We start from the raw sequence: 25,808 nt of genomic DNA on the forward strand, positions 1-25,808 counted from the left end.
CGGAGTTGAAACAGGCATATTCAATGAAAAAATAGGAAATTCGTTGAATGAGCACTGAAAAGAAAAGATCGGTTGCGGAAAGCCGCACTGATGGTACCTCTGCCCCTCGCCCGAAAGACGCCGCAACCCTCATTTTATACAGGCAAAGCCGAAATAAGACTGAAATTCTTATGGGCGAACGGAGTGCCCGGCACAGCTTTATGCCCAATACCTATGTTTTTCCCGGCGGACGGGTTGATGCCAGTGACAGCAGGATTCCCGCGGCAAAGGGGTTGCGTGAAGATGTATTGGCACGCCTGGTAAGAGGTGGCGCCACGCCGGCCCGTGCCCACGCCCTGGCCGTTGCAGCCATCCGCGAAACGTTCGAAGAAACCGGATTACGGCTCGCCGCGTCACATGCCGCGCCTAAGCGCTCTCGTGTCCAGGTTTGGAACGAATTTGGAACTCTGTCTTGCGGTCCTGATTTATCTAAACTTGATTATATTGCGCGCGCTGTCACCCCCCCATCCCGCAAGAAAAGATTTAACACCCGCTTTTTTGTCGCTGACGCCGAAACGCTGGAAGGTGACCTCAAAGGGTCCGGTGAATTGCTGGATTTGAAATGGGTAACCATCTCAGAAGCCCTCGATCTGGATATTCCCCTGATAACCGAACGGGTGCTTGGATATGCGGATACTTTTTTGAAAAACAAACCGGAACCGATTGCCAGCATGCCTGTGCCAATGTTCCAGATGCGCCATGGAAAACGCGTGTTTTCTGAAGAATGAGTATCCTTGAAACGCCAAACAAACCTGTCACGCCAAGGCATGCGGCCAGCCTCGTCATCTATGAGCAACGTGGAAACGACACCTTTGTTTTGATGGGAAAACGGGCCAAAGCCCATCGATTTCTACCGAATGTCTATGTATTTCCGGGAGGGCGTGTAGACACGGTAGATGCATTCGCCAGCCCATCTTTTCCTCTGCAACAACCGGTGCAGGACCTGTTGTCTCAGCCTTCTAACATGGCCCATGCTGTCGCAGCGGCGGCCGTTCGCGAGACCCATGAAGAGACCGGCCTCGTCATCGGCAAGGTCCATGCGGATCAACTTGTTCCAGATTTTTCCAATTTGGATTATATTGCGCGCGCCATTACCCCATCTGTTAGTCCCATCCGGTTCAATACACGATTTCTAATGATCCATGCCCGCCACGTAAGCGGTGATCTCAGCGGATCTGGTGAGTTGATTGACCTCAAATGGGTTTCCGTTCGCGAAGCCTATAAAATGCAGCTCGTGGATGTTACGGAATTTGTTCTGGAGGAGATGGAGAAAAAACTGTCGACACCAGCTCAAAAAATCACCAAAGTGCCCTTGTTTACTTACTATCGTGGAAAGCCACTCATCCGCAATACCTGAACCTGGTGCTCTTCAATGACAGAGAATAAGCCGGACAACATGCTGGCGCTGATCGCTATAATTGCGGCGGTTACTGCCATGGCGGTTTCCTTAAGCCTTTCAATACCCCTTGTTTCTCTATCTTTGGAGCGGCGGGGCTATGGCAGTGACATTATTGGCCTGATGGGCTCCCTCCCCGCCCTTTCGTTCCTGCTGGGATCTCCTTTTATTCCCTTTTGGACCCGCTTGTTTGGCGTTGGGAAAATGCTTTGGGGCGCCTTGATCCTTGCCGCCATCTGCATTCTTTCTCTCGCCATCTCAGACAATATTTATTTTTGGTTTTTCCTACGCTTACTAATTGGCTTTTCAATGGCCATTTTATTTCTCATCAGCGAAGCGTGGATCAATACGATTGCTAGAGAGGAAACCAGAGGCCGGACAATAGCCATATATGTCTCCGTCATGACCTGCGGTTTTGCTTTTGGGCCTGTTCTCATTAATATTATCGGGGCAGAAGGTGTCTTCCCCTTCATTGTCTCAAGCCTCATTGTATTCTCTGCAGGATTCGCCTTTTTACTTGTCGGTGGAAAATTTCCGGATTTAAGCGCCCAAAGCAAATTTTCTATTTTGCGGTTCTTCAAGATAGCACCAATGATCAGTGCTGCCGCCCTGCTTGTGGCCTTCTTTGACGGATCTGTTTTAACGCTTCTCCCTGTGTATGGGGTAAAGACAGGTCAAACCATGGAAATGGCTGTATTGATGACAAGTGCACTGCTCGCAGGGAATGTGGTCTTGCAGCTACCCATTGGCTGGTTGGCAGACAAATACGATCGAAACTGGGTGATTCTTGGATGCGGCATTCTCGGTGTAGCCGGTGCACTTCTGCTCCCCTTAACAGTATCTGAACCCTATCTGCTGTGGCCTATGCTGATTATTTGGGGTGGCGCCGTTGTCGGGACTTACACGATTGCGCTCGTGATAATGGGGCAGGATTTTAAAGGCGGCGATCTTATTACGGCAACGGCAGCTGTTGGCGCGCTTTGGGGTCTGGGAAGCCTTGTTGGCCCGACGACAGCAGGCGTCGCTATGGAGATCATTAAACCCCATGGCATGCCGATCACCTTCGCTGCGGCCTGCTTCATATTCGTGCTTCTTGCGATCTGGCAGATCTCTACATCGAAAGCCGCCAGAAATAATCCATAATTTATGTATGTCAGGCTTGACTTCAGCAATTAAATCCGTATTTTCCGAGCTCAATTATTTATTTCTTTTGCCGAAGAGCGAAAGACGACTGGAGTTTCGGACATGGCTAAGCCGACCACATTGAAAATTAAACTGGTAAGCACAGCTGACACTGGCTTTTATTATGTCACCAAAAAGAACCCGCGTACATTGACGGAAAAAATGGTGATGCGTAAATATGATCCGGTTGCACGCAAACATGTCGATTTCAAAGAAGCTAAAATCAAATAGTTTCCGCTCCTTCATTTTCTTGGAAGTATTCCTGTTTGCTCGATCCTAAAGCAAATGGACTTTCTGACATCTAATCGGTGTCACTATCACATAAGTTAAATTCACCTATATTCTTGATTGAATATTCCTGCCGGAATGCCAGTGGCTCTCGAAGTCGCCAGCTGGGCAGCCCTCCGACCAAACATTTCAACAATTACTTATCGTGAAAACCCGAGTTGCCAGGATTAGTTAAGCCGCAACGTTTCCTGAATTGACCACCACTCGGTTACGGCCATCTCGTTTCGCGGCATACAGGGCCTCATCCGCCCGTTTTAACAATGTCGCGGCGTCTTCTTGCTCGCGCGACACGGTCACGCCAATGGAACAGGTTATGTCCAACTCAATCATACCTTTGCTATCTTTGAAAGACTGATCGGCAATTTGCCGGCGAAGCCTCTCCGAGACGCCCGAAGCAATTGAAAGGTCTGTGTCCGGCATGACCACGACAAATTCCTCTCCGCCATACCGACAAGCGAGATCTACGCCGCGCACGCCAACACCGATACGGCTGGCAAATCCTTGAATGACATCGTCGCCAACATCGTGACCATGGGTATCATTTACATTCTTGAAAAAATCGATATCCATAATCAGGACGGAAACGGGCTTATAATCCATTTTGGCCCGCTGCAATAACGCCTCAAGGTGATTGGTCATATAACGCCGGTTATAAAGCCCCGTCAGGCTATCCGTGACGGCCAATTCCATACTGCGATGGTAATTATGGCGCAGCCGGTCCTGATATTGCTTACGCAGGATTTGTGTCCGCGTACGAACGATTAACTCATTGATATCGATTGGTCGCATGACATAATCGCTGATGCCGATTTCCAAGCCCTTCATGAGTTTGTCTTTGTCGACTTCATCAACGAGCGTCAAAATCGGCAATTGCCGTGTTTCTTCAAAAGTACGGATACGCGAGCAAAGCCGCAACGGGTCATTTTCCGCGGCATCAAGGCTTATTACGACAAGATCAAAATCACTGCCGCGTAACAAGGCCTGCGCTTCGTCCATATTCCTTTCGACCACAACATCATATTCTTCGTCATAAACCTTGGTGATCTGGTCAACAGAATATTCATTATCATCAATCAGTAGAATACGGGCATGGCGAATGGCGACTTCTTCTTCTTCGGAAGTATTGATAACCCCCAGATCAGAGCTTGTTTCTTCGCGAAGACGAAACTCATCCATCATCATTTTTAAACGCAACAACGATTTTACACGGGCAAATAATGCTATGTCATCTACCGGTTTTGTCAGAAAATCATCTGCGCCTGCTTCCAGTCCCTGCACCCGGTCCGTTGCTTCACTGAGCGCGGTGACCATAATAACGGGAATATGGGCTGTACGGGGGTCCTTTTTCAGGCGCCGGCACACTTCAAACCCATCCATCTGAGGCATCATCACGTCGAGCAAGATAAGGTCCGGCGGGGAATTATAAGCCAATTCCAGCGCGTCCGGACCGTTATAGGCTGTCTCGACATCGTAATACTCAACTGAAAGCTTCGCTTCCAGAATCTTTACATTTGGGATTACGTCATCGACGACGAGGATACGGGCTGACATATGTTAGTCCAAAAATTCTTTAACGGTGTTCAGGAAGTTTTCAACGGAAATTGGTTTCGCTATGTAGGCTTCGCAGCCCCCCTCGCGAATTTTCTCTTCATCCCCTTTCATCGCAAATGCCGTCACAGCAATGACTGGAATAGACTGCAGGGTTTCATCCTCTTTGATCCATTTTGTAACTTCCAGCCCAGATACTTCGGGTAACTGAATATCCATTAATATCAGGTCAGGTTTATGTTCGCGAGCAATTCCCAGTGCTTCCATACCATCTTTGGTTTGCAAGGTATTGTAACCATGCGCATCCAGCAAATCGTGGAATAGCTTCATATTTAGTTCGTTATCTTCGACAATCAATACTGTCTTCATTTTGATACTTCCATTTTCCGCGGCAAACGGTACATTTGAGTAGTTACTTACAAAAATCTGTCTCTTAAAGATCCGGAAGAATATTGCGCTTTGCCATGGCGCCTTTCCCAAATGCTAAACTTAAGACTATCATTAGTTCCCAATAAACCGAAATATGTTTAATTTTCCCTTACTTTATACAAATGTTTTAGAAGAAACCCAGCAATGAACCAGGAACAGTCAGAAATACTAGCACTGCAAGCCCTAGCTTATATTACAGGCGATGAAAAAACCCTTAATTGGCTTATATCTGAAACAGGTGTTAGTCCCGCTGATATAGGGAATGTACAGGACCCAAACGAGGTACTAGCCGGGGTTCTAGATTTTTTGCTTGCCCATGAAGAAATCCTGGTTGAATTTTGTACGCAGCAGAATATCCCCCCTACCAATCCAGCTCGGGCCCGCCGCTTTTTACCGGGTGCGGTAATGGAGGATTACTAAATGACAAATGATATTCATAAAGATGTTCTGCCGCAATTGGCTAAGCTGGCCATCGATCCGCATCGCCCTCTTATAATTTCCGATGCCGATGAAGTTCTGTTTAATTTTATGATTGGATTGGAAGGGTTACTGGCGTCGCAAGAGCTTTATTTTGACTGGTCTTCATTTGCCCTGACTGGAAATATCCGCCGGATTGCTGACAAGCAACCTATCAGCCAAGAAGAGGTTGGTGGCTTGCTGTCGGAATTTTTCGAGCATCGGTGTATTGATTTGCCGGCTGTTGACGGTGCTGCCGCGGGACTGAAAGCATTGAGCAAGCATGCACAAATTATCGTTTTGAGCAATATTCCCCCTAAATATGCGCATCATCGGGTAACAGGCCTCAAGGATAAAGGGATGGATTATCCTCTTATCGCAAATATCGGTAGCAAAGGAGAAGTTGTCCGCCATCTTACGCAAGGTATGAGCGCCCCGGCCTTCTTTATCGACGATATCCCCCACAATCATAGTTCTGTCAATATCCACGCCGCCCATGTTCACCGGCTTCATTATATTGCAGATGAAAGATTGTCAGCGCTTTTAGGCCCCGCTGAACACAGCCATACCCGGCTATATAACTGGCCTGAAATCGAGGCCCATATCATCCAGCATATTGAGACTGGCGCCGGTTAAAATGGGTGCTCTTTGCCGGCAATGTCTAGAAATAATTGCGGATAAGGAGTTATCGGCAGCGACCCGTTGTCCGGCCTGCCGCTCTCCAAGACTCCTCAAGCATCCGGAATTATTTGATCTTTCCCTGGCACATGTTGATTGTGACGCCTTTTATGCTGCGGTGGAAAAGCGGGATAATCCAGATCTGAACGCCCATCCGCTCATTGTTGCGTATGACGGTGCCCGCAGTGTTGTGTCAACCTGCTGCTATATCGCCCGCATGTCCGGCGTCCGATCTGCCATGCCGCTGTTCAAAGCCAAAAAACTCTGTCCAAATGCAAAAATTATCGCGCCGCAGATGCAAAAATACGCGGCAGTCAGCAAAGAGATCCACACATTATTCCAACAATTGACACCGGATATCGAACCTCTTTCCCTCGATGAGGCATTTCTGGATCTTTCAGGTACCGAAAGCCTGCATCATAGATCAGCCGCACAATCCATGGCGTGGTTAGCCCGGGAAATTGAAAACACCGTAGGTATCACCGTCTCAGTCGGTCTCAGTTACAACAAATATCTCGCAAAGCTGGCGTCAGATCTCGACAAACCCAACGGATTTGCGGTCATTGGTCAACAGGAAGCGCTGGAGTTTCTAAGCCGCCGCCCCGTCAGTGATATCTGGGGCGTTGGCAAAGCCCTCAATCGCAAATTGGCGGCAGCCGGAATCACAACAATCGGGCAGTTGCAGCATCGAGAAGAAGCCGACCTGGTGGCCCGTTACGGTGTCATGGGGAGCCGTCTGTATCACCTTTCCCGCGGTCAGGATAGCCGGATTGTTAAAGCGGGGCAGCGGGCCAAGAGTATCTCGGCCGAAACAACTTTCAGTACGGATATTTCAGATCCATCAATTTTACTCGCGCGCCTCTGGCCGTTATGTGAGAGGGTTTCAAAACGCCTGAAAGCATCAAACAAAGCAGGAAAAACCATAACGTTGAAAATGAAAACCGGGGATTTCAAGACACTGACGCGAAGTCACACTCTTCCATACCCCACACAATTGGCGGAAACCTTGTACCGTGAAATTACACCGTTACTTGAAAAAACAATTCCGCAAAAGGACTTTAGACTTATTGGTGTTGGTATCAGCAGTTTTGGCTCGCTAGAAGATGCGGACAAACCGGATCTCCTGTCTACTCAAAATAACAACCGTGACAAATCAGTTGAAGCCGCCATTGACAAGGTACGCGCCAAATTTGGAGATACTGTCATCGGAAAGGGTCGCGGGCTGAAATCAAAAAAGAAGTAGTTCCAACGGGTTAGCGGCACATTTTTTTCACATGCTCCCAGGCTTCCGAGCTCATGGCGCCGCCTCCGGTTTTACCTGCCGAGGTTATCAACGCCAGGCGGTCCTCTATTCCCGGATGCGTATCGAATAATGCGAAATCAAAGGTTTCGGTTTTGTTGTTTGCATGAATCTTCTGTAAAAGCTCGTTCATCGGCGAAACATCGAAACCAGCAGATTGCATAAGCAGTATCGCCATCTCGTCCGCTTCTGTTTCCAGTTCCCGGCTATATGTCGAGCTCACCGCCATTTGGCCAATTGCGGCCAACGCCACACCACCCGAAGCATCACCCACAAGCAAACTAAAAATGGTCGCAACACCAGTTCCCAATATAAAACTCTTCATTGGATGGCGAAATTTCGCATGGCCAAGCTCATGCGCTAGAACACCCGTAAAACCATTAGCCTCATCAGCCAAGTCCAGTAACCCCGAGAAAATCAAAATCTTGCCGCCCGGAAGCGCAAATGCATTTGCAATGGGTGATTTGATGACCGTTACCTGTAAATCTTGAACTTCGTCACCAGCACTGACATTCAGTTGTTGCAATACTCTTGAAATTTCCCGCTCACCCTCCGGATCGCGGCAAATTATGGCGTCCGCTGTGCTGTTCTGTTTGCGGGCAATGGACTCTATTAAAAAGCTCTTCGTTTGCTCACCAATATCTTCCCGAAGCTTATCTGGAAGTATCCATGCAATTTGAGTTGTAAGAACTGGCAAGACAACGGCGAAAATGAATATCACCGATGCAATCGCTCCGCCGCCCCAGAAAACATAGGGTTTCCACCAGCCGGGCACCAAAGGTCGAGACTTGTAAAGCCGAGGGCATTTTGCATTTACATCGCGAATGAAATCCGGATCTTCAACGATCAAGCGAGCGGCGTTGTCGGCAGCAACAGATAATCGAAGTTCGCCTACCGCTGGTCCCGCATTTTCATCCCGTAAGGAAGCCAATGGCCACTTATCCATTAACGATCCGGTATCTGAAATAATCTTCAGCGAACCATCTTCAATTTCAACAGAAACCGATTGTGCCTTGGCAGTTTTACCATCAAATAAACGAGCCAGAAAAGTTGCCATTAAAAAGCACCCACATCCAATGCATCGGCAAAGCCTTCCCCATATTTCGGGGATTTTCTGGCGGACGCTGCTGCATGCTCAAATGCATCAATATTTGAAATCTCGATAGATTTGCACACCGCTTCAACCAGAGGAACGATAAGGAACAACATTTTTACGATATCATATGCGATATAGGCCGCAAAAAACCCAATCATCAGGATGATTATCCCGGCATCGCTTGCAAGGATCAGCAAATAATAAATCACTGCTGCAAATCCGAAATAGCCAACGAAAGCCAGGGCCAGCAGCAAAAGAAATATGGATAATATGGATTGAATGGTGAGGCTCGATGAGAAACGCGCGGTCGCAAAACTTGTCTTTTCAACGAGATACCTGAACTCCCACACTCGAACTGCAAAGGACAGAACACTCAATGTCAAAAAAACCACCAATCCGCCGATTCCCAGAATCCAGCCCGCATATTGGTCGCTTGCGAAGATTTCCTCGTTCAAAATCGGCGTTGCCTCTGCAGTAACTTCTAGCGCTTCAACAGAATACAAATAATACCCCGATAATCCGAGAATGGCTTGGGTAACAAGAATGGCCGGCCAATATATCCGGAAAAGCCCCTTTGCCGTTCCCTGATAAGTAAACCAGGTATCGCCAAACTGAGTATTTTTCAGCTGATAATTCAATCTGAATGCCTGTAACCACGGATATGCCCATCCAAGTGTAGCAATAGTAGCAATGGTCCAAAGCAGGACATACAGAGCATAGTTAAACCCACTTCCAGTCAGGAAAAACCGAATTCCTCTCCAGGACGTCCTGGACAACCTGTATCGCCACAAACGGTACCTCGCGAATTGCCAGAAAAAATACAAAAAAACGAAATTCAAAACCTGCCCGACAATCAGGGGGTCCGGCCCTGCAACTGCCAATAAATCCGTTATCAGCCCGGCAGCCAGCATAATCGGCATCAGAATAATCATCGCGATCAGGAAGCCGATAAACAATTCTTTCGCCCGCCCGAGATATTCCAGGCGATCATGTTTGATTATCACGCCATGCCACAAAATTCGCCGGATATGTGTTTTCGCCCAGAACCGATATATTCCCAATGTTAAAAAGCTGAATATCTTGTTCTTGATCAAGCGTATCAATAGTTGCTTGCGGGAGATGGAAAAAAGTATTTCCGAGTTTTCGTGCTCACTGCCCTCGCGGACGAGCTCATGCTCTACTGTCGATACCATAATTGTATCCGTTTAAGTTGCTAGTTAATCAACATTTTTAACCGCTGGCGCTGTTACCTATTCCGACGAACATTTTTCAGGTTCGAGAAAGGAGAAATTGGACATTTTTCCATTCAAGGAAAATTCCTGATACTTCAGCCGAAGATCCATTGCGACGCCATTTTCAAACATCTTCATGCCGACTTCATAATCCGGTTCATTCATTTGTTCGCGTAAATCGAAAAAAGACAATTGTAACGGCCAGTAGCTGCGATCTTTCAACTCTTCAAGAACATCAGATGGATCGGCAAAGGTTTTTTTCTTACCGATAACAGCCAAGGTATCAGAGAGCCCTTCTGCGCCATTGCCATCAAAGACTTTTGCGGACAATAGATTCTCTCCAGACAAAGCTGCTTCGATTATGGACCGGGTATGCTCAGCTGGAAATACGACAGTTGCCGGTAATTCCATGTCATCCTGCGCCGGTTCAGAAAAGGTTACTGACGCCGTGCCTTCCTGCCGCTGGGCGACGCCACTATATTTATCAATTTGCTGTCCATTAAGTCGATTGGACATATCAAATCTCATGATATTGCCCTCATTATCTTCCCAAGTAGACAGATTGTAATCTGAAACAATCGCCCCGCCTTCGATATTGACCATTTCGAGCACCATTCGCTGATTCATGATTATGCCTTCGCATTGTTGCTCAAGCCTTAAGACAATGCGGCCTCGCACAGCTTCAATACCGCTATTCGTGGATAGTTCCTCTAATTTTAAATCGTAAACCGCTTGATGCGAGGCCAACTGCAAGGGTGCGGCTGTAAGCGGTGGGGTCCATGCAAGAAAATTTGCAAGGGCAGCCAACAAGAGGGTTTTCGGTTTTGGTATTCTGATCATAGCGCCAATCTCTTAAAAACGATGACGAACTATCCCCCTCAAAAGCTCTAAAGTATCTACTAATAACTCCCGGCGGAATATCTGAAAAGATATAATGGCAGAAATAATGTTAAAACAAAGTGTCCTCGTACTTTTATTCCCTCTTTTGGGAATTTTATTCCTCCCTGGCTTTAGGAAGGCTAAGAGCGTATCAGCAAAAAAATAAACTATCTTATTGAAATTAAACATTTTTTTCTTCTTTTCAGTGGATTTCTACAATCGTGGCATAAAGATTGCTTGAAGGTAGACAACAATAGTGAAATTTAATCTTTCAAAGCGCGGCGTAAATTTTCCCGCTTGTCAGATGAGGAGAAATAAATGACTGCTAACATGTCTGCTTTACCTGCTACAGGAACCGGTTTGGCTTTTGGCGCCGAACAGGAAGTGCCATTCCATCTGGAAAACTTAGCCAAGAAGATAAAGAATTCGCCACATAACAGCGCAAATCCCCAATATTGGCAGACGATTAATCGGGTCATTGCTTACGCGGCAAGTGCCGAACAGCATATTTCGGAGCAACAGGCTCGTATTCGTGAATTGGAAGAGCTCTCGTCAACCGATGAACTTACCGGTCTTCCAAACCGCCGGGGTCTGCAGGAGTTCATGGCCCGCATGCTCTCCATTTCCCGTCGGCATGACGAACAAGGTGTCCTCGCATTTCTCGATTTGGATGATTTCAAAATTATTAATGATCACTACGGGCACGAAACCGGTGACCGGCTTCTAAATGTATTTGCCAAGGCGTTAAAATCCAGCTTGCGTGATTCTGATTTTGTAGCTCGCATCGGCGGTGATGAATTTGTCTTTGTCCTTGTCCGTAGTTCCGAAGAGAACGGTATTAACCGGGCACGCGCCATCCAACAGCAAATTGGATCCAGCTTCATTACAGCGCAAGGCAAGGAGCTCCCGTTACGAGCGAGCCTGGGTGTTGCCGCTTTCAATGGGGAAGCTACTCTTGCCCAGCTTTTAAGATCCGCAGATCTGGATATGTATAAAGATAAACGCGCCCGCAAAACCTAACATTTCCAGCGAGAATATTTTTGAAGCTGGGCGGGCCCGGTTATCCGAGCAAAAACAACTCGATCGGTTCACGGACACCACGGAGCGCGTGAAATCCGCAGGATTTCAGTTCCTGCTTGCATCCGACTGCTGCTTTCACAAATTCACCGGATGCGAGAAAGTCCGTCTCCAAAGTGTCACATAAAACTTCAATTCGGCTCACTTCATTTACCGCAGGGCCAATCACCGTAAAATCAAGCCGTGTTTCTGACCCGACATTTCCGTACATGACATCCCCAATATGAACCGCAATATCGAGCCCCATAGTCGGTTCGCCGCTCGCGTCACGGTCATCATTGAGTTTCCGCACTCCCTCTTTCATCCGATTAACAGCCTGCAAAGCCGTCTCACATATGGCCGGAACATCCTGATCTGTTAGGGCAAAAGCCGCCAGGATCCCGTCACCCATAAACTTGAGGATTTCACCACCTGCCAGCTCAATTGGGCTGGCCATATGATCAAGATACAAATCAAGCATCTCCACCAGCTCAGTTTGAGGCATGGTATCCGAAAGCTTGGTGAACCCCTTCAAATCTGCATAAATAAGCACAGCGTTTATACTCTCAACCGAGCCACGACGCACCTGACCAGACAATACCTTGCGTGCAGTATCCTTGCCGATATAGGTTTCCAATACCGACCTTGCTGTTCGAAATGAGGCAATACTTCGCACTGCCAACGCAAACAGGGGGATGGCCCGATGTAAAATCGTATATTCTTCTTCGGTGAACCCGCCAGGGCGATCAGAAGCCCAGCTAGTCACTAGGCCGCCCATTTCTCGAGAATCATCAAAATCCCAGCCAAAATCAAATACCTGGCAAAACCAGTCTGTCATACCCTCATCCCGAAATTCCACAAGCACTGGAAAATCCAACTCAGTTTCCGACTCAAGTTTACGATGCAGGAAATTGATATTATTGGTTAACATAAAAAAGAACGGGCTCGAAAACCAGCCTTCGCCCGGAACATCCGTATGCAAGACATTGGTGTTTAGAACCAATCCCTCCCCGCGGCGCCACGTATACATGAAGGCGCTGACTTGCGGATGAATGGCGCTCAAGGCAATGTTACCGCGCTTGAGCTTGATCCCTAGTTCAGACAAGCGTTCACAAAATTCCGTGAAGAGATCCCTCACGGCATTCCCTGACATGCCTTTGTCGATCAACCAGGCAAACAGCTCTTCTTGCGGATTCTGTGCCGGGAAATGTGCACATTCGATGTAAGGATTCTTAATGTTAACACCCATTGGATCACCTGATTGGAGAGGATCATCCACTTCCATATAAGCCGATAATACCCACAGTTAAGAAGAAAATAAAAAAAATCTGACGACCGCGTGTTCTGAAGCACAAGCAGGTACATTCAATGGCGGATTTGGAGACTGGTTCTTGACGTTATCTCATGATAGAGATTGGTGGCGCACATAACAAGAGGCAGTAGCACCCATGGCGGATAACATAAAAAAATATTGGCAAAATTACATTAATGGCGACTGGGTGGATGGAATAGATAAGGATCGGATTTCCATCGAGAACCCGGCCACGGGAAAAGAGGTTGCTGAAATTGCCCGCGCCAAGGGAAACGATGTAGATTTGGCTGTTACTGCCGCGCGGGCATGCTTTGAAAGCCGGGAACTTTACAACATGCGGCCAACCAATCGTGGCCTGCTAATGTTCGAAATTGCCCGCCACCTGACCGAGATGGCAGATGATATTGCCCTCACGGAATGCCTCGATAACGGTAAGACCATTGCCGGCGGCAAAAATGAAGCCATGGCCGCAGCGCGCTACTTTACCTATTACGGCGGTCTCGCCGACAAGCTTGAAGGCCGAATGATCCCTTTAGGAGCAGATTACCTGGATTATACGATCCCCAGTCCGTTCGGTGTCTCTGCGCAGATTGTACCCTGGAATTTTCCATTGCAAATTGCGGCACGTTCCGTCGCTTGTGCGTTGGCGACAGCGAATACTGTGGTTCTGAAATCACCGGAACTCTCACCCCTTTCAACCTATTTTATCGCCGAGGCCTGTCATCGGGCGGGCGTTCCTGCAGGCGCCGTAAATATCCTGTGCGGATTTGGTCATGATTGCGGGGCAGACCTTGTCGCTCATCCGGATATTGATCATATTGTATTTACAGGATCTGTGGCGACCGGCCAATCCATCCTGCGCGCCGCTGCCGAACGGGTTATTCCCTGCATCATGGAACTGGGTGGAAAATCCGCAGGTATCCTGTTCGAAGACGCCGATGTGGATCAGGCGATCACGTCGACAGCCAGCGGCATATTCTCTCATGCCGGACAGGTTTGTTCCGCCCAATCACGCCTTATTGTCCCAACGAAAATGCAGGATGAGGTTGTCGAGAAAATGGCGGCAAAAGCCAATAGCCTTTCCATCGGCCCTGGCATTGAGGGGCATGACCTGACGCCGGTTATTTCAGGGCAACAAGCAGAAAAAATCGAGGGCATGTGCCTGGCTGCTGCACAGGCAGGGGCGGAAGCCGCCGCCGGCGGACGGCGACGCGACGATATGGCAGGTCATTTTATTGAACCGACCGTCTTTGCAAATGTCTCCCCGGACATGACAATAGCTCGGGAGGAAGTCTTTGGCCCCGTATTGGCTGTCCTGACCTATGACGATGTGGACGAGGCCATTGCACTAGCAAACGGGACCGATTATGGTCTCTGCGCTGGCGTTTATACCAAGGACCTAAATACAGCACATTGGGCGGCAGATCGGCTATCGGCCGGCCAGGTTTTTGTAAATGAATGGTTTGCAGGTGGTATAGAAACACCGTTTGGCGGTACAAAAAGATCTGGCTATGGCCGAGAAAAAGGTCAGGAAGCCCTGCAGAATTACGTACAGACTAAAAATGTCGGCATTCGTGTGACAGCAGGGGGAGGCGGACGTCCTGGCGGCTGATTAAAATAGAATACACAGATAGGATAGAAACATGTCAGGTAAAATTGATGCTCGGCTTGCCGAGATAGGTGTCGAAATTCCAGTCGCGGCCATGCCTGCCGCGAATTACGTCCCATATGTCGTTAGCGGCAATATGGTTTTCGTTTCCGGCCAGGTCCCTTTCGTAAATGGGGAACTGCAATATCAAGGCAAAGTCGGTGCTGATTTTGATACGGACACTGCTATCAAATGCGCTCGGGTCTGCGCCTTGAATATCGTGGCGCAAGTCAAGGCAGCTTGCGACGGCGATCTGGATCGTGTGGTAAAATGTGTCAAGCTTGGCGGTTTCGTAAATTGTATCGATGGATATGGAGAACAGCCAAAAGTCATCAACGGGGCTTCTGATCTGATGGTTGAGATTTTTGGGGACAAAGGACGCCATGCGCGTTTTGCCGTCGGCACGAATGCCCTCCCCATGAATGTGGCCGTTGAAATCGATGCCGTCTTCGAAATCGCCTAATCGGAATTATTTAATGAAATTCTGCCTCAATTCACGCCACCATGTTATCGGGGGATACTTGGCAACCAAAACGTCGTTTCTTTGCGGCGATGAGACAAAATTATAGAGTAGTGAATGTCTGAAGCCCTCGCGATTAAAACTCTGCAATCGATTTCTGAAATAACCGAGAAAGACTGGAATGACTGTCTCGAGACAGATCACCCCTTCGTTACGCATCAGTTTCTGAAGGCACTTGAAGATAGTGGCTCGGTTACGGCTGAAACCGGGTGGATGCCCTATCACCTGGTGTTGGAGCTGGACACGGAAATTGTCGGTGTCGCACCAATGTATGTCAAAGGCCATAGTCAGGGCGAGTATGTGTTTGATTACAGCTGGGCCCATGCTTATGAGCGGGCTGGTGGAAAATATTATCCAAAGTTGCAATTATCTGTCCCCTTCTCACCAGTGACCGGGCCCCGTCTTCTCGTACCTGCCGGACCCGACCAACCTGTCCGTCAACGCGCGCTCTTACAAGGAGCGCAACATGTCGCCAGTGAATTAGGCTTGTCATCTGTCCATCTGACCTTTCTGGCAGAAAACGAAAAGTTGTTAATGGAAGAAGCTGGCTTCCTAATCCGTGCAGGAGAGCAGTTTCATTGGGTCAATAACGAGTATTCTGATTTCGACGCCTTTCTCGCCCAGCTATCTTCGCGAAAACGAAAAGCTATTAAGAAGGAGCGCATTGGCGCAACGGAAACAGGTCTTGAATTTGAAACTGTAAGCGGGCCGGAAATTGCTGAGCGGCATTGGGACGCCTTCTTCAATTTCTATATTGATACGGGCAGCAGGAAATGGGGCACTCCCTACCTTAACCGCAGCTTCTTTAGTCTGCTCAGCGAGTCGCTCGGCGACGCCATCGTACTGTTCATGGTCAAGCGTGATGGCCGTTATATTGCGGGCGCCCTCAATCTAAAAAGCCGTGACTGCCTCTATGGCCGTTATTGGGGTTGCATTGAAGATCATCGATTTCTACATTTTGAAACTTGTTATTACCGGGCAATCGAATATGCGATTGATCACGGTATCCAGCGCGTGGAAGCCGGTGCTCAAGGCCCCCATAAATTAGCTCGTGGATATCTTCCGACGAAAACCCATTCTGCGCATTGGTTGCGAGACCCCGGATTCCACGACGCGGTTGCTGAATTCCTGAAAGCCGAGACTCGCGAAATTGACGCGGAACTCAATTATCTTTCAGCGCATTCCCCTTTTCGTCAGCAAAAATAAGATTACCTACCAACAATTTTGATCATTCTTTTGGAAGTCAAAGGTTGAATAATTCTCAATTTTGATATATATAGGTATTGACGTTTACGTAAACGTAAAGGTAAGCCAGATAAGATGCTACCACCCAGAAAAGATAAAGGGATGACGATGACCGACCATATTACCCATGATCCAATTTATAATACGGCCCACCGCGACGATTTCCCCGGCATGATGAATGTAGATCGTTATGGCGCGAGAACAGACGCATTTGACGCGATCATTTCGGCCACCCATGATCACTTCTGGGACCCAATGGATACCGCGTATCTGGATTTCTCCAGCCCGTTCGATCTAAAAAACGAATATTTGATGCCACGGGAAACCTTTCCGGAGCTTCAAAGCGCCGTTGTAGATAAACTGGATGAGGGGCAACAGATTCACCTTGCCAACGAAAGTACGAGATGGAGTCTATCGGGTATTCTGCATGGCGAGCAAGGCGCTTTGAGCCTGAGTGCGAGCTTGTGCCACATACTGGTCGATCCCGGCGCGCAGGAATATGCGTCGAACCAGACCAGAGAAGAAGCCCGTCACGTCACGGCCTTCAGTCGCTATATTCATACCCGCTGGGGAAAACCCTACCCTGTCGGAGAAGCACTTGGTGGCTTACTTACGGAACTTGTAGGTGCAGAGGAAGTCTATAAAAAACTGGTCGGCATGCAAATGCTGGTTGAAGGACTGGCCATGGGCGCGTTCGCAAATTTCCACTCGAAAACCAATGACCCTCTCCTCAAACGCCTAACTCAGCTGGTTATGACAGACGAAGCATTTCATCATAAATTTGGTAAAATCTGGGCTGACAAAACCATTCCAAAACTGGGAACAGAAGAGCATAACCGGGTTGAGGATTGGGCAGCTCAATGTTTTGAAACTGTTTTGTTCAATCTGGTCAATATTCGGCAGAAACAGGTCATCTATGATCAATTTGGCCTGGATTGGCAATGGGTACGTGATGCCTGCCGTGAAGTTTTCACGGACAAAGATCGCCGGAACACACTCAAGGAATCGACCAATATTTTTCGGGTGCTTATCAAGACCTTGATGAATTCCGGCATTATCACGGATCGAACCCGCCCAATTTATTCTCACTGGGTAGATATGGATCAAATGGAAGGCGAGAACGAAGACATGATCGGATACGCCATTGCCGATGAAGGGATCGAATATCTCAAAACCATAAATCGTGGCCGCAAGGTAATCGGCCAGAAATAGATACCTCCCTGCCCGTGTTTTGGATTATACCTTTGATCTGAGCACGGGCCATGGTACCCCAAAAATAACAATAAAAACAAAGCGCCGGTAACGCTGGCATTGAGGGCAAGATGAATATAGCAACGGACATCAGTAAAACTGCGGATCAAACCATTGACCATTTTGATGTTTTGATCGTCGGGGCAGGCATTTCTGGTATCGATGCGGCGTATCATCTGCAAAATGACTGCCCTGAAAAAACCTTTGCACTGGTAGATAGCCAGGAGACGTTTGGTGGCACCTGGAGCACTCATAAATATCCGGGAATTCGCTCCGATAGTGACCTTTTTACTTTTGGCTACAAATGGAAGCCGTGGATGGGTGCGCCGATTGCAACGGCAGAGGAAATTCTTAAATACCTTGATGAATGCCTGGATGAAAATGACATTCGTCGACATATCCAGTTTCAGCGGGAAGTAAAAACCGCGAGCTGGTCCAGTGCAGAAAAATGTTGGACAGTAGAGCTTTTCTGCAAAGATTCCGGCAAGCTACAACAGCTAACCTGTAATTTTCTCTGGATGTGTCAGGGATATTATCGCCATTCAGAAGGATATACACCGGAATTTAAGGGGAAGGATCGTTTTGAAGGTGACATCGTTCATCCGCAGACCTGGCCTGAAGACCTCGACTACAAGGACAAGAAAGTTGTCGTTATCGGCTCCGGTGCCACCGCGGCAACCTTGATACCGGCAATGGCCAAGGACTGTGCACATATTACAATGCTGCAGCGGTCCCCGACATATTTCTTCGCGGCCCCCAACCGAAATGAAGTCGCTGATATGTTGCGAGAACTGGATGTGCCCGACGAATGGACACATGAAATTGCCCGGCGCAAAGTCCTGTCCGACCAGAAGCTGATTACACATCGATCTTTCAATGATTCCGATGCATTGAGAAACGAACTGATCATGGGTGCCAAGCAATATCTGGGGGAGGATTTCGACGTTGAAGCTCATTTTACACCGAGTTATCGCCCTTGGAGACAGCGGCTGGCCTTTGTGCCCGATGGTGACCTGTTCAGAGCGATCAAATCCGGTGACGCCTCTGTTGTAACCGACCAAATCGATACCTTCACGGAAAAAGGCATTCTGCTCAAGTCCGGCGATGAGCTGGAAGCTGATATCATCGTTACCGCAACCGGTTTCAATATGAACGCATTGGGAGATGTCGCCTTTACCATTGATGGGGAAGATTTCGATTTTTCAAAAAGCTGGGCACATCGCGGTATTTTGTTTTCCGGTCTCCCTAATTTGGCCTGGGTGTTTGGTTATTTACGGACGAGTTGGACCATGCGCTCCAATCTGGTTGCCGATTTTGTTGCACGTCTGTTGAACCATATGGATGAGAAAGGAGCGTCGGTGGTGACACCCCGTCTTCGTAAGGAAGATGAGGATATGCCGGAACTGCCGCTTGTTGATCCGGAAAACTTCAATGCCGGATATCTGATGCGCCACATGCATATCATGCCAAAACAAGGTGACCGGCAACCATGGATCTTCAGCCAGGACTATTATTCAGAAAAGGATGAAATTCCTGCAGCTGACCTGGAAGACGGGACGCTCGAATATAAATAGGGTGTACCGTCGGTCCCAACATCCCTAAATACTGTCAATCAACAATAATATTGTTGCCCGATTGGCGCGTGAGCAATTTGTCAGCGAAGCCGTGATTAACATCCCGATGCTCCGCCTCGTCAGCTCGAATGGCAAGAACAACATCGCGCAATCGGGCGTTTTGCGGTAACTGCCAATACTCAATGGCGATTTGTGGCGCGCGTACATTCTCTTGCCGCCCCGCGTCAATTTCCACCAAATATTGCGTATAACTTATAACAGCTTCTTCCTCGAAATAGCCAACAACACGATGAGCCGTAGCCGGGCTTAACAAATACAGCAGGAAATAGAAATTATAGAAGATGATTTGCGTGAGCATGATAATGAAGCGTTCCAACCGGCTTGGTTGGGCAATTTCCACGAAGGTCATCAGATGCATACGCTCATTCTCCGCTTCATCCAGTAAAATCTTGATCCAGCCCTGATCATCGCGAATATGGCGCAAAGCCGATAAATGCTGCCAAAGCCCACCAACCATCCCCGGAACTGCCGCCACAGTTTCCAGAACAACAGCCCGGTGGCCGTATCTTTTTGCAAAAAACCTGTCTGCAAAAAACCGGAGCATTTTGACAAATCCGAAGGCGATCCGGTCCCGCAAAGTACTAGGTATAATGTGACTGTCTATTTGGGGTGATGTGCGCATGCCTTCCGGCGGAGTTCTATTTTTAAACAACATATTAACCTCGATAGAATTCAACTTTGAAAGTGACCGGCTGCGTCACTTGGACATGGTGTCGCACGGTCGGTTCGATGACGGCATGATTGCCGGACTGGATAAATGTTGCGACTGGCACCGGCGCTTCCAGAACGAATTCAAGCCCGCCCGTCAGAACACATAGTTTTCCCCAAACCCCGGGTTTTGTAGAATGGGCGGCCTGCAGGGATTTCGGCACTGATTTTTCGGTAAAAACCGGCGTTTCACTGTATTTCGTGAGATTTTGAAAAGGGTCTGCCATTATCCAGCCTGCTTTTTTATGCCGGGATATCCAAACATTGAAAGCTGCAGACTTTCCGCAATGCGTTCCGCCCGCTCCATAAAGTAGGGGATCACTTCCGGTGTCGGCGCTGTCGCCTCAAGTGTTTGTCGAAACAACGCGAGCCAAATCTGAAAATGTTCCTGAGTTACCGTTGAGAGCTTATTGTGCACCACCACTGGCTTGCCATTATAGCGCCCGCTATTCATGGCGACGGAAGACCAAAAATCCTTCATTTTTGCCAAATGAGGCGTCCAGTTACCACCAATTTTCGCCGCGAATATCGGGCCCAGTCGATTGTCCGCCCGAACCGCTTCATAAAAAGTCTCAACCAACTCCGAAATATACGCATCGTCAATGCCCATACGGGCCGCGGCCTCCTGAATTTCACGCCGCCGTTCCTCCGCGCTTCGAACTACAAATGTCATTATACAGCCTCCGATTTAAGTAATTTCCATAGCTGCGAGTTGTCGGCTACCAGATTTTCGACAGAATATTGATCAAGCACTTGGAGAAAAGCTTCCACGGCTTGCTTCAAGACGGATGACAATCTGCAGGCCGCTGTTATGCGACAAGTCCCATCCCGCCCGGCAAAGCATTCCACAAGAGCAAAATCTCCTTCAATATGGCGGACGATCGTACCGACATTGATCCGGGCTGCGGGATAAGCCAGTCGCAATCCCCCGGCCCTTCCGCGAACCGTATCGATATATCCCAATTGCCCAAGTGTTTGAGCAATCTTCATCAGATGGTTTTTAGAAATTCCGTAATGCTCGGAAACCTCCGCAATCGTGACAAGGGTTCCCGGATTAACGGCCAGATGCATTAATAGCCGCAAGGCGTAATCGGTTTGTGTATTCAGGCGCATAGCTTATCCTTTAAAGATGCATATTATATACATCTTTAAAATTCGCTTTTCAAGGCCTTAACATAGAAAAATTGAACTAATCGTCTTTCGGCCCAACCCAGCCAAACGGATTGTGGGCAATCTCCCAGAGGTGACCGTCAGGATCTGCAAAATACCCATGATAACCGCCCCAATGGGCTTTTTGCGGAGATTTTACTTCCGTTGCACCAACCTCAAGAGCTTCCGCCATCAGTTTATCGACCTCCCCCTCTGTCATTACATTATGACAAAGATTAAAACCGCTATAACCACTTCCGATTGGGGATACTGTTGCATCATTTGCCAGCGCCGATCGTTCGCATAGCCCAAGCCACGTGCCATTCAGGTCAAAAAAAGCGACAGTCGGTGGCGACTCAATCATGGGCAGGCCCAGCCCGTCTCGATAGAAATTGATAGATTTTTCCAGATCTTGTACGGCAAGCGATACCATGCTTATTCTCGGTTTCATTTTTCATCTCATTTGTTATTTGTTCATGTTATGTTCATATCATGAGTGCGTAAGAAAGACGAGTAGGTAATCCACCTCATTTTTACATATTTTAGGATTCCCGCACCAACAAACAGTGATATGCTGTTTCGATGAATCTCAAACAAATCACAACGGCAAAGATCACAGGCACCGTCGAAACCTCACTTTCGGGAGATGCGACGCGTCTCTTTCCGTGGTGGAGTGTTACAAAAACCGTTTTGGCGACGACCGCATTGCAGCTGGCTGATCAAGGCCACCTTGCCTTAGACGAAAAGCTATGGAATTCCCCTTACAGCTTGCGCCAATTGCTGCAACATCGGGCAGGTGTTCCTGAATATGGCCGTCTTGAAACTTATCACGCAGCGGTTGATCGAGGCGACACGCCCTGGTCTCCGCAAGAAATGCTGGAAAGAGTTAAGGTTGAGCAGCTTGATTTTGAACCGGGCACGGGATGGGCCTATTCCAATGTCGGTTATTTACTGATCCGACAATTTATCGAACGGGTTATGGGCGCGGATATTGAAACAGTAATGCAAGAGCAGGTCTTTGGACCCCTGCAATTGCCATCCGTTCGCCTGGCCAGAAATCCCGACGACCTAGCCAATACCGCGTGGGGAAACGGGGCCGGTTATCATCCCGGTTGGGTTTATCATGGCTTACTCATCGGCAGTGCCGTTGATGCTGCACTATTCATGAACCGAATTTTGACCGGGCCGCTATTATCTCCGAAATTCCGGGAGACAATGACGTCCCCCTTTGAAATAGGAGACTCTATTGCAGACCGGCCCTGGAGAACCCATGGTTATGGCCTTGGTGTGATGATGGGGCAAGTAGCAGACGCGGGACTTGCCATAGGCCATTCGGGGTGTGGAGCGGGAAGTGTCTGCGCTGTCTACCACTTTCCTGAGCTGGATACCCCCAGCACAACCGCTGCCTTCGCCCAAGTTGCAAATGAAGGCGAGACCGAGTGGGCTGCTGTCCAACTGGCAACAGCCCCGTAAAATTTAATTTAGACTGCGCGGATCTTATATCCGAGTCTCGGAAAATGCACACAAACCTGATCAACCTGCGGATCACTCCTCAGCAATGACACCCTATCAAGGGTCAATTGCTGAAGATTTCCACTCACTGCCGGACCACCGCCCGTCGGTTCGACGGACACTTTCATACCCAGCGCCAGATTCAAGGGGTCATTGGGGTCAATAAACGAAGCCGTTTGCGGTGTTGCTTCCCTCGCGATATCAAGGGCCCTTTCATCACTCATGTCCTCATGGGGGCCATGGCCAATATCCCGGATTGATTTCTCCCATCGTACCAGATGGTCAAACTGGCTCAAAAACGCCTCCCCTTCCGCCATGCGGTCACGCAGGAACCAAACCAGATAATAGGAAAATGCGTCCATCAGCCCGGGCATTGGTCCGGACAGATATTCTGTTGTTTTCAGGCTGTTATTGATCCAGCTGAACTGGGTTCGGACATTGGCCAGACAATCAAGATACTTTGCCTGAATATCCTCCAGCGAAAAATCTGATCCAAAATACAGGGGCCCGCGATCTGCCAGAAATTCAGGTGGCATATTGGGGCTCATTTCCACAAGCGCAACCGTCACCACATCCCGAAACAATGGCCCATCTGTCCAATTCCCCACAGCCCAGTCCAATTCTCCTTTGGTCGCCGACAATAAGCTTGATTCAGGAAAACGATTCTCCAGTTCACGAATAATGCAGCTGGTATCACAATAGATATCGGCTCCAATCTGCAATACTGGTGTCAGGCGATACCCGCCGGTCAAGGGCATAAGATTTGGTTTTGGCGGTAGTCTTGGAATGATCACGGATTGCCAGCTTAATCCCTTGAAGCCAAGAATAGTCCGGATTTTTTCCGTAACCGGGGATTGCGGATAATGATGAAGGATAATTTGATCGTCGCTCACATGGTTACTCCCATAAAACCTGCGCAACTCTTTGGACCATCAATAATAGGATATGTCTAGGCTAATTGCGCATTTCCTGAATTATCCCATAATCCAGAGCACCTGATCCTATTGAGGCTACTCTATCAAGATTGACGCCAAAGAGGACTTCACCCATAGTTCTGAAATGCTGGCAAAAAAACTGACATACTCCAAACATCTCCCTCTTTGGGTGTTATGTGGCACATTACTTGGGATTATTACGGGTATCCTGTTTGGAGATCAGGCGTCGGTGCTAAAGCCTATTGGCTCAACATATGTCAAGCTGATGCAGATTGTTGTTTTCCCTTACATTATTTGCTCTTTGCTACATGCATTGGGAAGCCTTGCGCCAAAGACAGCCTTGCGACTTTTTCGCTGTAGCTGGTTTATCTATCTCTTTTTGTGGGCCGTGACCCTCCTGACAATTTTCATTCTCTCCTTGGCCATCACTCAGGCGCCAACCCCCAGTTACCTGAACGCAACAATTGTTCAGAACAAGGATGCTTTACTCGATCTGCTCATACCCGTTAATCCCTTTTTTGATCTGGTAAACAACAATATTCCCGCCATCGTAATTTTCTCGATCATCTATGGCATCGCAATCCAGAAAATTGACAAGAAAGAAACCTTCCTTGATGTGCTTAACCTGATCAAACAGGCAAGTGTAACTATTTGGGAATGGGTGGTTATGCTTGCGCCATTTGCGGTTTTTGCTCTTTTCGCGGATTCATTTGGTACTCTCGATCTTGAGACACTCACCAGCCTTTCAACGTATCTACTCACCATGCTGGCCGGAACACTTATTCTCGCCTTCTGGATTTTACCGGCAATAATTTCGGCGATGTGCCCAATTAAAACCCAGGAGATATTGCTAGATCTCAGAAGTGCTTTTGTTATCTCCGTGGTGACATCCCTGTCTGTCGCCGCGTTACCGTTCATTCAAAAAGCTGCAGAAAGGCTGGCAAATCAGGTAAAAATTGAAGATGACAACAGCTCAGAAATCATCAGTACAACCTTAGCCGTTAGTTACCCACTCGCCCAGATCGGTAATTTTTTTATCTGGCTTTTTGTGCTTTTTGCCGCTTTCTATTATCGGGCCCCAATCTCGCTGGATGACCAGCTTATCCTGCCATTTGTCAGTTTGCTGTCCAGCTTTGGGTCACCAAGCACCTCAATAGATGCCGTTACTTTTCTGGCAGAATGGCTGACATTTCCGACTGAAGCCAGCGCACTTTACGTTGAAATGATGACCCTGACCCGTTATGGGCAGGTTCTGGTTTCCGTAATGGGGTTTGCCTTCATCACTTTCCTCGTCACCTTGCGCTATTACGGAAAGTTGAAATTCAATATCAAACGCGGAGCATTGGCCCTGTTGATCAGCGTCAGTGTCTTGTCTTTGGTCACGATCGGTATTCGCGCTTTCGAAAATCGCTATGACAGCTCGAAGCCGCCGACTTACCTCACATTCGAATTATCAAAGGAGGCAACAAATGGCGTTAAGGCAATTATTGAGAGCCCGACAGATGCAGAACGGAGGCCCGACAATCCCTATGCTAAAACTTTAAGCAGAATACAAAAGTCAGGTGTAATCCGGGTTGGATTTAATTCTGACATCATACCGTTTAGCTATAGAAATGATCGGAACGAGCTTGTCGGCTTTGATATCGCCTATGCCTACCAGCTTGCCCGGGATTTGGGTGTAAAACTGACATTCGTGCCGTTTACCTGGGGAAATCTGGAAGATGACTTGAAGAACCACCGGTTCGATATTGCCGCTTCCGGAATTTATGTGACCAATAGCCGGTTACGCAGCCTGGATTTCTCTCAACCCTACTATCAAAGTGCTGTCGCCCTTATCGTAAAGGCGGAAAATGCCGAGGAATTTTTCGATCGGACAGAAATCGAAAAGCGTGACCGGTTAACCATCGGTATATTTGATGATCCGGTCCTAAAGGAAATGGCTGCCCGGTTATTCCCCGAAGCCACGATAAAGGTTCTGCCCAATTACGGCGATTTACCTAAGCATCCGGAAATTGATGCGGCAATTTGGACGTTGGAACAAGCGCGGGCCTGGGCTGCGCAAAATGAGGACTATACAGCCGTGCTTCCGCGGAACTTGGGCGGCAAGATACCAATTGCCTATCTTCTCCCACCGGACTCAGGGGATTTTCGCAATTATCTGGACTATTGGCTTCGTCTTCAAAGCCTGAGCGATTTTGGCAAACGGATGCATCAGAAATGGATAAACGGCAAACCGGCGCAAGAAAAATCACCGCGCCCTGGATTGATCCGAAAGATATTTAAAGCAGACAAATAACGTGCGGCTTCTGGTTATC

General features: G+C 48.2%; 27 protein-coding genes. 15 read left to right on the forward strand and 12 right to left on the reverse strand.

What is annotated here, in order from left to right:
• Positions 1 to 47: 47 nt before the first annotated feature.
• The 4 genes from NBZ79_RS13260 to rpmG all read left to right on the forward strand — a co-directional run bounded on the left by NBZ79_RS13260 (position 48) and on the right by rpmG (position 2,848).
• Positions 48 to 767, forward strand: a complete 720-nt coding sequence (locus NBZ79_RS13260) for an NUDIX hydrolase (RefSeq protein WP_251932951.1) — start codon at positions 48 to 50, stop codon at positions 765 to 767.
• Entirely contained in the window at positions 764 to 1,396 is a 633-nt protein-coding gene (locus NBZ79_RS13265; RefSeq protein ID WP_251932952.1) for an NUDIX hydrolase, read from the forward strand. The genes NBZ79_RS13260 and NBZ79_RS13265 overlap by 4 nt, the downstream gene beginning before the upstream one ends.
• A gap of 15 nt (positions 1,397 to 1,411) precedes the next feature.
• Positions 1,412 to 2,578: an MFS transporter gene (locus tag NBZ79_RS13270; protein ID WP_251932953.1), complete on the forward strand. Its 1,167-nt coding sequence runs from the start codon at positions 1,412 to 1,414 to the stop codon at positions 2,576 to 2,578.
• Positions 2,579 to 2,680: 102 nt separating this feature from the next.
• Positions 2,681 to 2,848 carry a 50S ribosomal protein L33 gene (gene rpmG, locus NBZ79_RS13275; RefSeq protein ID WP_251932954.1) on the forward strand — a complete coding sequence of 56 codons (168 nt, stop codon included), beginning with the start codon at positions 2,681 to 2,683 and terminating at the stop codon, positions 2,846 to 2,848.
• Positions 2,849 to 3,076: 228 nt separating this feature from the next.
• On the opposite strand, the gene NBZ79_RS13280 is transcribed toward rpmG, so the two are convergent.
• Entirely contained in the window at positions 3,077 to 4,456 is a 1,380-nt protein-coding gene (locus tag NBZ79_RS13280) for a PleD family two-component system response regulator (protein WP_251932955.1), read from the reverse strand.
• 3 nt (positions 4,457 to 4,459) lie between these two features.
• Positions 4,460 to 4,822, reverse strand: coding sequence for a response regulator (locus NBZ79_RS13285; RefSeq protein ID WP_251932956.1), 363 nt, complete (start codon positions 4,820 to 4,822; stop codon positions 4,460 to 4,462).
• A 204-nt stretch (positions 4,823 to 5,026) separates the two neighbouring features.
• Here NBZ79_RS13285 and NBZ79_RS13290 point away from each other — a divergent pair, with 204 nt between their 5' ends.
• From NBZ79_RS13290 to NBZ79_RS13300, 3 genes are read left to right on the forward strand one after another with little or no spacing between them, the layout of a single operon-like run.
• Positions 5,027 to 5,302 carry a DUF3572 domain-containing protein gene (locus tag NBZ79_RS13290; RefSeq protein ID WP_251932957.1) on the forward strand — a complete coding sequence of 92 codons (276 nt, stop codon included), beginning with the start codon at positions 5,027 to 5,029 and terminating at the stop codon, positions 5,300 to 5,302.
• Positions 5,303 to 5,974: a hypothetical protein gene (locus tag NBZ79_RS13295; protein WP_251932958.1), complete on the forward strand. Its 672-nt coding sequence runs from the start codon at positions 5,303 to 5,305 to the stop codon at positions 5,972 to 5,974. It abuts the gene before it with no gap.
• Position 5,975: 1 nt separating this feature from the next.
• Positions 5,976 to 7,259: a DNA polymerase IV gene (locus NBZ79_RS13300; RefSeq protein ID WP_251932959.1), complete on the forward strand. Its 1,284-nt coding sequence runs from the start codon at positions 5,976 to 5,978 to the stop codon at positions 7,257 to 7,259.
• 10 nt (positions 7,260 to 7,269) lie between these two features.
• Here NBZ79_RS13300 and NBZ79_RS13305 read toward each other — a convergent pair whose 3' ends face one another.
• The 3 genes from NBZ79_RS13305 to NBZ79_RS13315 are packed head-to-tail and all read right to left on the reverse strand — an operon-like array spanning position 7,270 to position 10,484.
• On the reverse strand, positions 7,270 to 8,373 hold the full coding sequence (locus NBZ79_RS13305) for a M48 family metallopeptidase (RefSeq protein ID WP_251932960.1): 1,104 nt from the start codon (positions 8,371 to 8,373) through the stop codon (positions 7,270 to 7,272).
• Entirely contained in the window at positions 8,373 to 9,605 is a 1,233-nt protein-coding gene (locus NBZ79_RS13310) for a YjgN family protein (protein ID WP_251932961.1), read from the reverse strand. Before NBZ79_RS13310 ends, NBZ79_RS13305 begins: the two co-directional genes overlap by 1 nt.
• A 57-nt stretch (positions 9,606 to 9,662) precedes the next feature.
• Positions 9,663 to 10,484, reverse strand: a complete 822-nt coding sequence (locus NBZ79_RS13315) for an EipB family protein (RefSeq protein ID WP_251932962.1) — start codon at positions 10,482 to 10,484, stop codon at positions 9,663 to 9,665.
• Positions 10,485 to 10,841: 357 nt separating this feature from the next.
• Between NBZ79_RS13315 and NBZ79_RS13320 the strand changes: the two genes are divergently transcribed.
• Positions 10,842 to 11,543, forward strand: a complete 702-nt coding sequence (locus NBZ79_RS13320) for a GGDEF domain-containing protein (RefSeq protein ID WP_251932963.1) — start codon at positions 10,842 to 10,844, stop codon at positions 11,541 to 11,543.
• A gap of 40 nt (positions 11,544 to 11,583) precedes the next feature.
• Here NBZ79_RS13320 and NBZ79_RS13325 read toward each other — a convergent pair whose 3' ends face one another.
• Complete coding sequence (locus NBZ79_RS13325) at positions 11,584 to 12,828, reverse strand: adenylate/guanylate cyclase domain-containing protein (RefSeq protein WP_251932964.1); 1,245 nt, start codon at positions 12,826 to 12,828, stop codon at positions 11,584 to 11,586.
• Positions 12,829 to 13,027: 199 nt separating this feature from the next.
• On the opposite strand from NBZ79_RS13325, the gene NBZ79_RS13330 reads away from it, so the two are divergent.
• The 5 genes from NBZ79_RS13330 (at position 13,028) to NBZ79_RS13350 (ending at position 19,129) form a co-directional block, all read left to right on the forward strand.
• Positions 13,028 to 14,503 (forward strand): aldehyde dehydrogenase family protein, encoded by a 1,476-nt coding sequence (locus NBZ79_RS13330; protein WP_251932965.1) that lies wholly within the window; start codon positions 13,028 to 13,030, stop codon positions 14,501 to 14,503.
• A 31-nt stretch (positions 14,504 to 14,534) separates the two neighbouring features.
• The gene (locus NBZ79_RS13335) at positions 14,535 to 15,002 is read left to right on the forward strand and encodes a RidA family protein (protein WP_251932966.1); all 468 of its coding nucleotides are present in this window, start codon (positions 14,535 to 14,537) and stop codon (positions 15,000 to 15,002) included.
• 114 nt (positions 15,003 to 15,116) lie between these two features.
• Positions 15,117 to 16,265, forward strand: coding sequence for a GNAT family N-acetyltransferase (locus NBZ79_RS13340; RefSeq protein ID WP_251932967.1), 1,149 nt, complete (start codon positions 15,117 to 15,119; stop codon positions 16,263 to 16,265).
• A gap of 147 nt (positions 16,266 to 16,412) precedes the next feature.
• Complete coding sequence (locus NBZ79_RS13345; protein WP_251932968.1) at positions 16,413 to 17,516, forward strand: ferritin-like domain-containing protein; 1,104 nt, start codon at positions 16,413 to 16,415, stop codon at positions 17,514 to 17,516.
• A gap of 110 nt (positions 17,517 to 17,626) precedes the next feature.
• A complete protein-coding gene (locus NBZ79_RS13350) occupies positions 17,627 to 19,129 on the forward strand; it encodes a flavin-containing monooxygenase (RefSeq protein ID WP_251932969.1) in 1,503 nt (500 codons plus the stop codon).
• Positions 19,130 to 19,163: 34 nt separating this feature from the next.
• Here NBZ79_RS13350 and NBZ79_RS13355 read toward each other — a convergent pair whose 3' ends face one another.
• From NBZ79_RS13355 to NBZ79_RS13375, 5 genes are all read right to left on the reverse strand, one after another.
• Positions 19,164 to 19,811, reverse strand: a complete 648-nt coding sequence (locus NBZ79_RS13355) for an alternative oxidase (RefSeq protein WP_251932970.1) — start codon at positions 19,809 to 19,811, stop codon at positions 19,164 to 19,166.
• Positions 19,812 to 19,845: 34 nt separating this feature from the next.
• A complete protein-coding gene (locus NBZ79_RS13360; protein WP_251932971.1) occupies positions 19,846 to 20,124 on the reverse strand; it encodes a TehB family protein in 279 nt (92 codons plus the stop codon).
• Positions 20,124 to 20,570 carry a group III truncated hemoglobin gene (locus tag NBZ79_RS13365; protein ID WP_251932972.1) on the reverse strand — a complete coding sequence of 149 codons (447 nt, stop codon included), beginning with the start codon at positions 20,568 to 20,570 and terminating at the stop codon, positions 20,124 to 20,126. Before NBZ79_RS13365 ends, NBZ79_RS13360 begins: the two co-directional genes overlap by 1 nt.
• A complete protein-coding gene (locus tag NBZ79_RS13370; RefSeq protein ID WP_251932973.1) occupies positions 20,570 to 21,010 on the reverse strand; it encodes an Rrf2 family transcriptional regulator in 441 nt (146 codons plus the stop codon). The genes NBZ79_RS13365 and NBZ79_RS13370 overlap by 1 nt, the downstream gene beginning before the upstream one ends.
• 76 nt (positions 21,011 to 21,086) lie before the next feature.
• Positions 21,087 to 21,497, reverse strand: a complete 411-nt coding sequence (locus tag NBZ79_RS13375) for a VOC family protein (RefSeq protein ID WP_251932974.1) — start codon at positions 21,495 to 21,497, stop codon at positions 21,087 to 21,089.
• A gap of 131 nt (positions 21,498 to 21,628) precedes the next feature.
• On the opposite strand from NBZ79_RS13375, the gene NBZ79_RS13380 reads away from it, so the two are divergent.
• A complete protein-coding gene (locus tag NBZ79_RS13380; protein ID WP_251932975.1) occupies positions 21,629 to 22,519 on the forward strand; it encodes a serine hydrolase domain-containing protein in 891 nt (296 codons plus the stop codon).
• Between the two features lie 8 nt (positions 22,520 to 22,527).
• On the opposite strand, the gene NBZ79_RS13385 is transcribed toward NBZ79_RS13380, so the two are convergent.
• Positions 22,528 to 23,451, reverse strand: coding sequence for a glutathione S-transferase family protein (locus tag NBZ79_RS13385; protein ID WP_251932976.1), 924 nt, complete (start codon positions 23,449 to 23,451; stop codon positions 22,528 to 22,530).
• A gap of 166 nt (positions 23,452 to 23,617) precedes the next feature.
• On the opposite strand from NBZ79_RS13385, the gene NBZ79_RS13390 reads away from it, so the two are divergent.
• Complete coding sequence (locus NBZ79_RS13390) at positions 23,618 to 25,789, forward strand: cation:dicarboxylate symporter family transporter (protein ID WP_251932977.1); 2,172 nt, start codon at positions 23,618 to 23,620, stop codon at positions 25,787 to 25,789.
• The last annotated feature ends 19 nt before the right edge of the window (positions 25,790 to 25,808 follow it).

The sequence above is a fragment of the Sneathiella marina genome (assembly GCF_023746535.1).
GTDB classification, from domain to species: domain Bacteria; phylum Pseudomonadota; class Alphaproteobacteria; order Sneathiellales; family Sneathiellaceae; genus Sneathiella; species Sneathiella marina.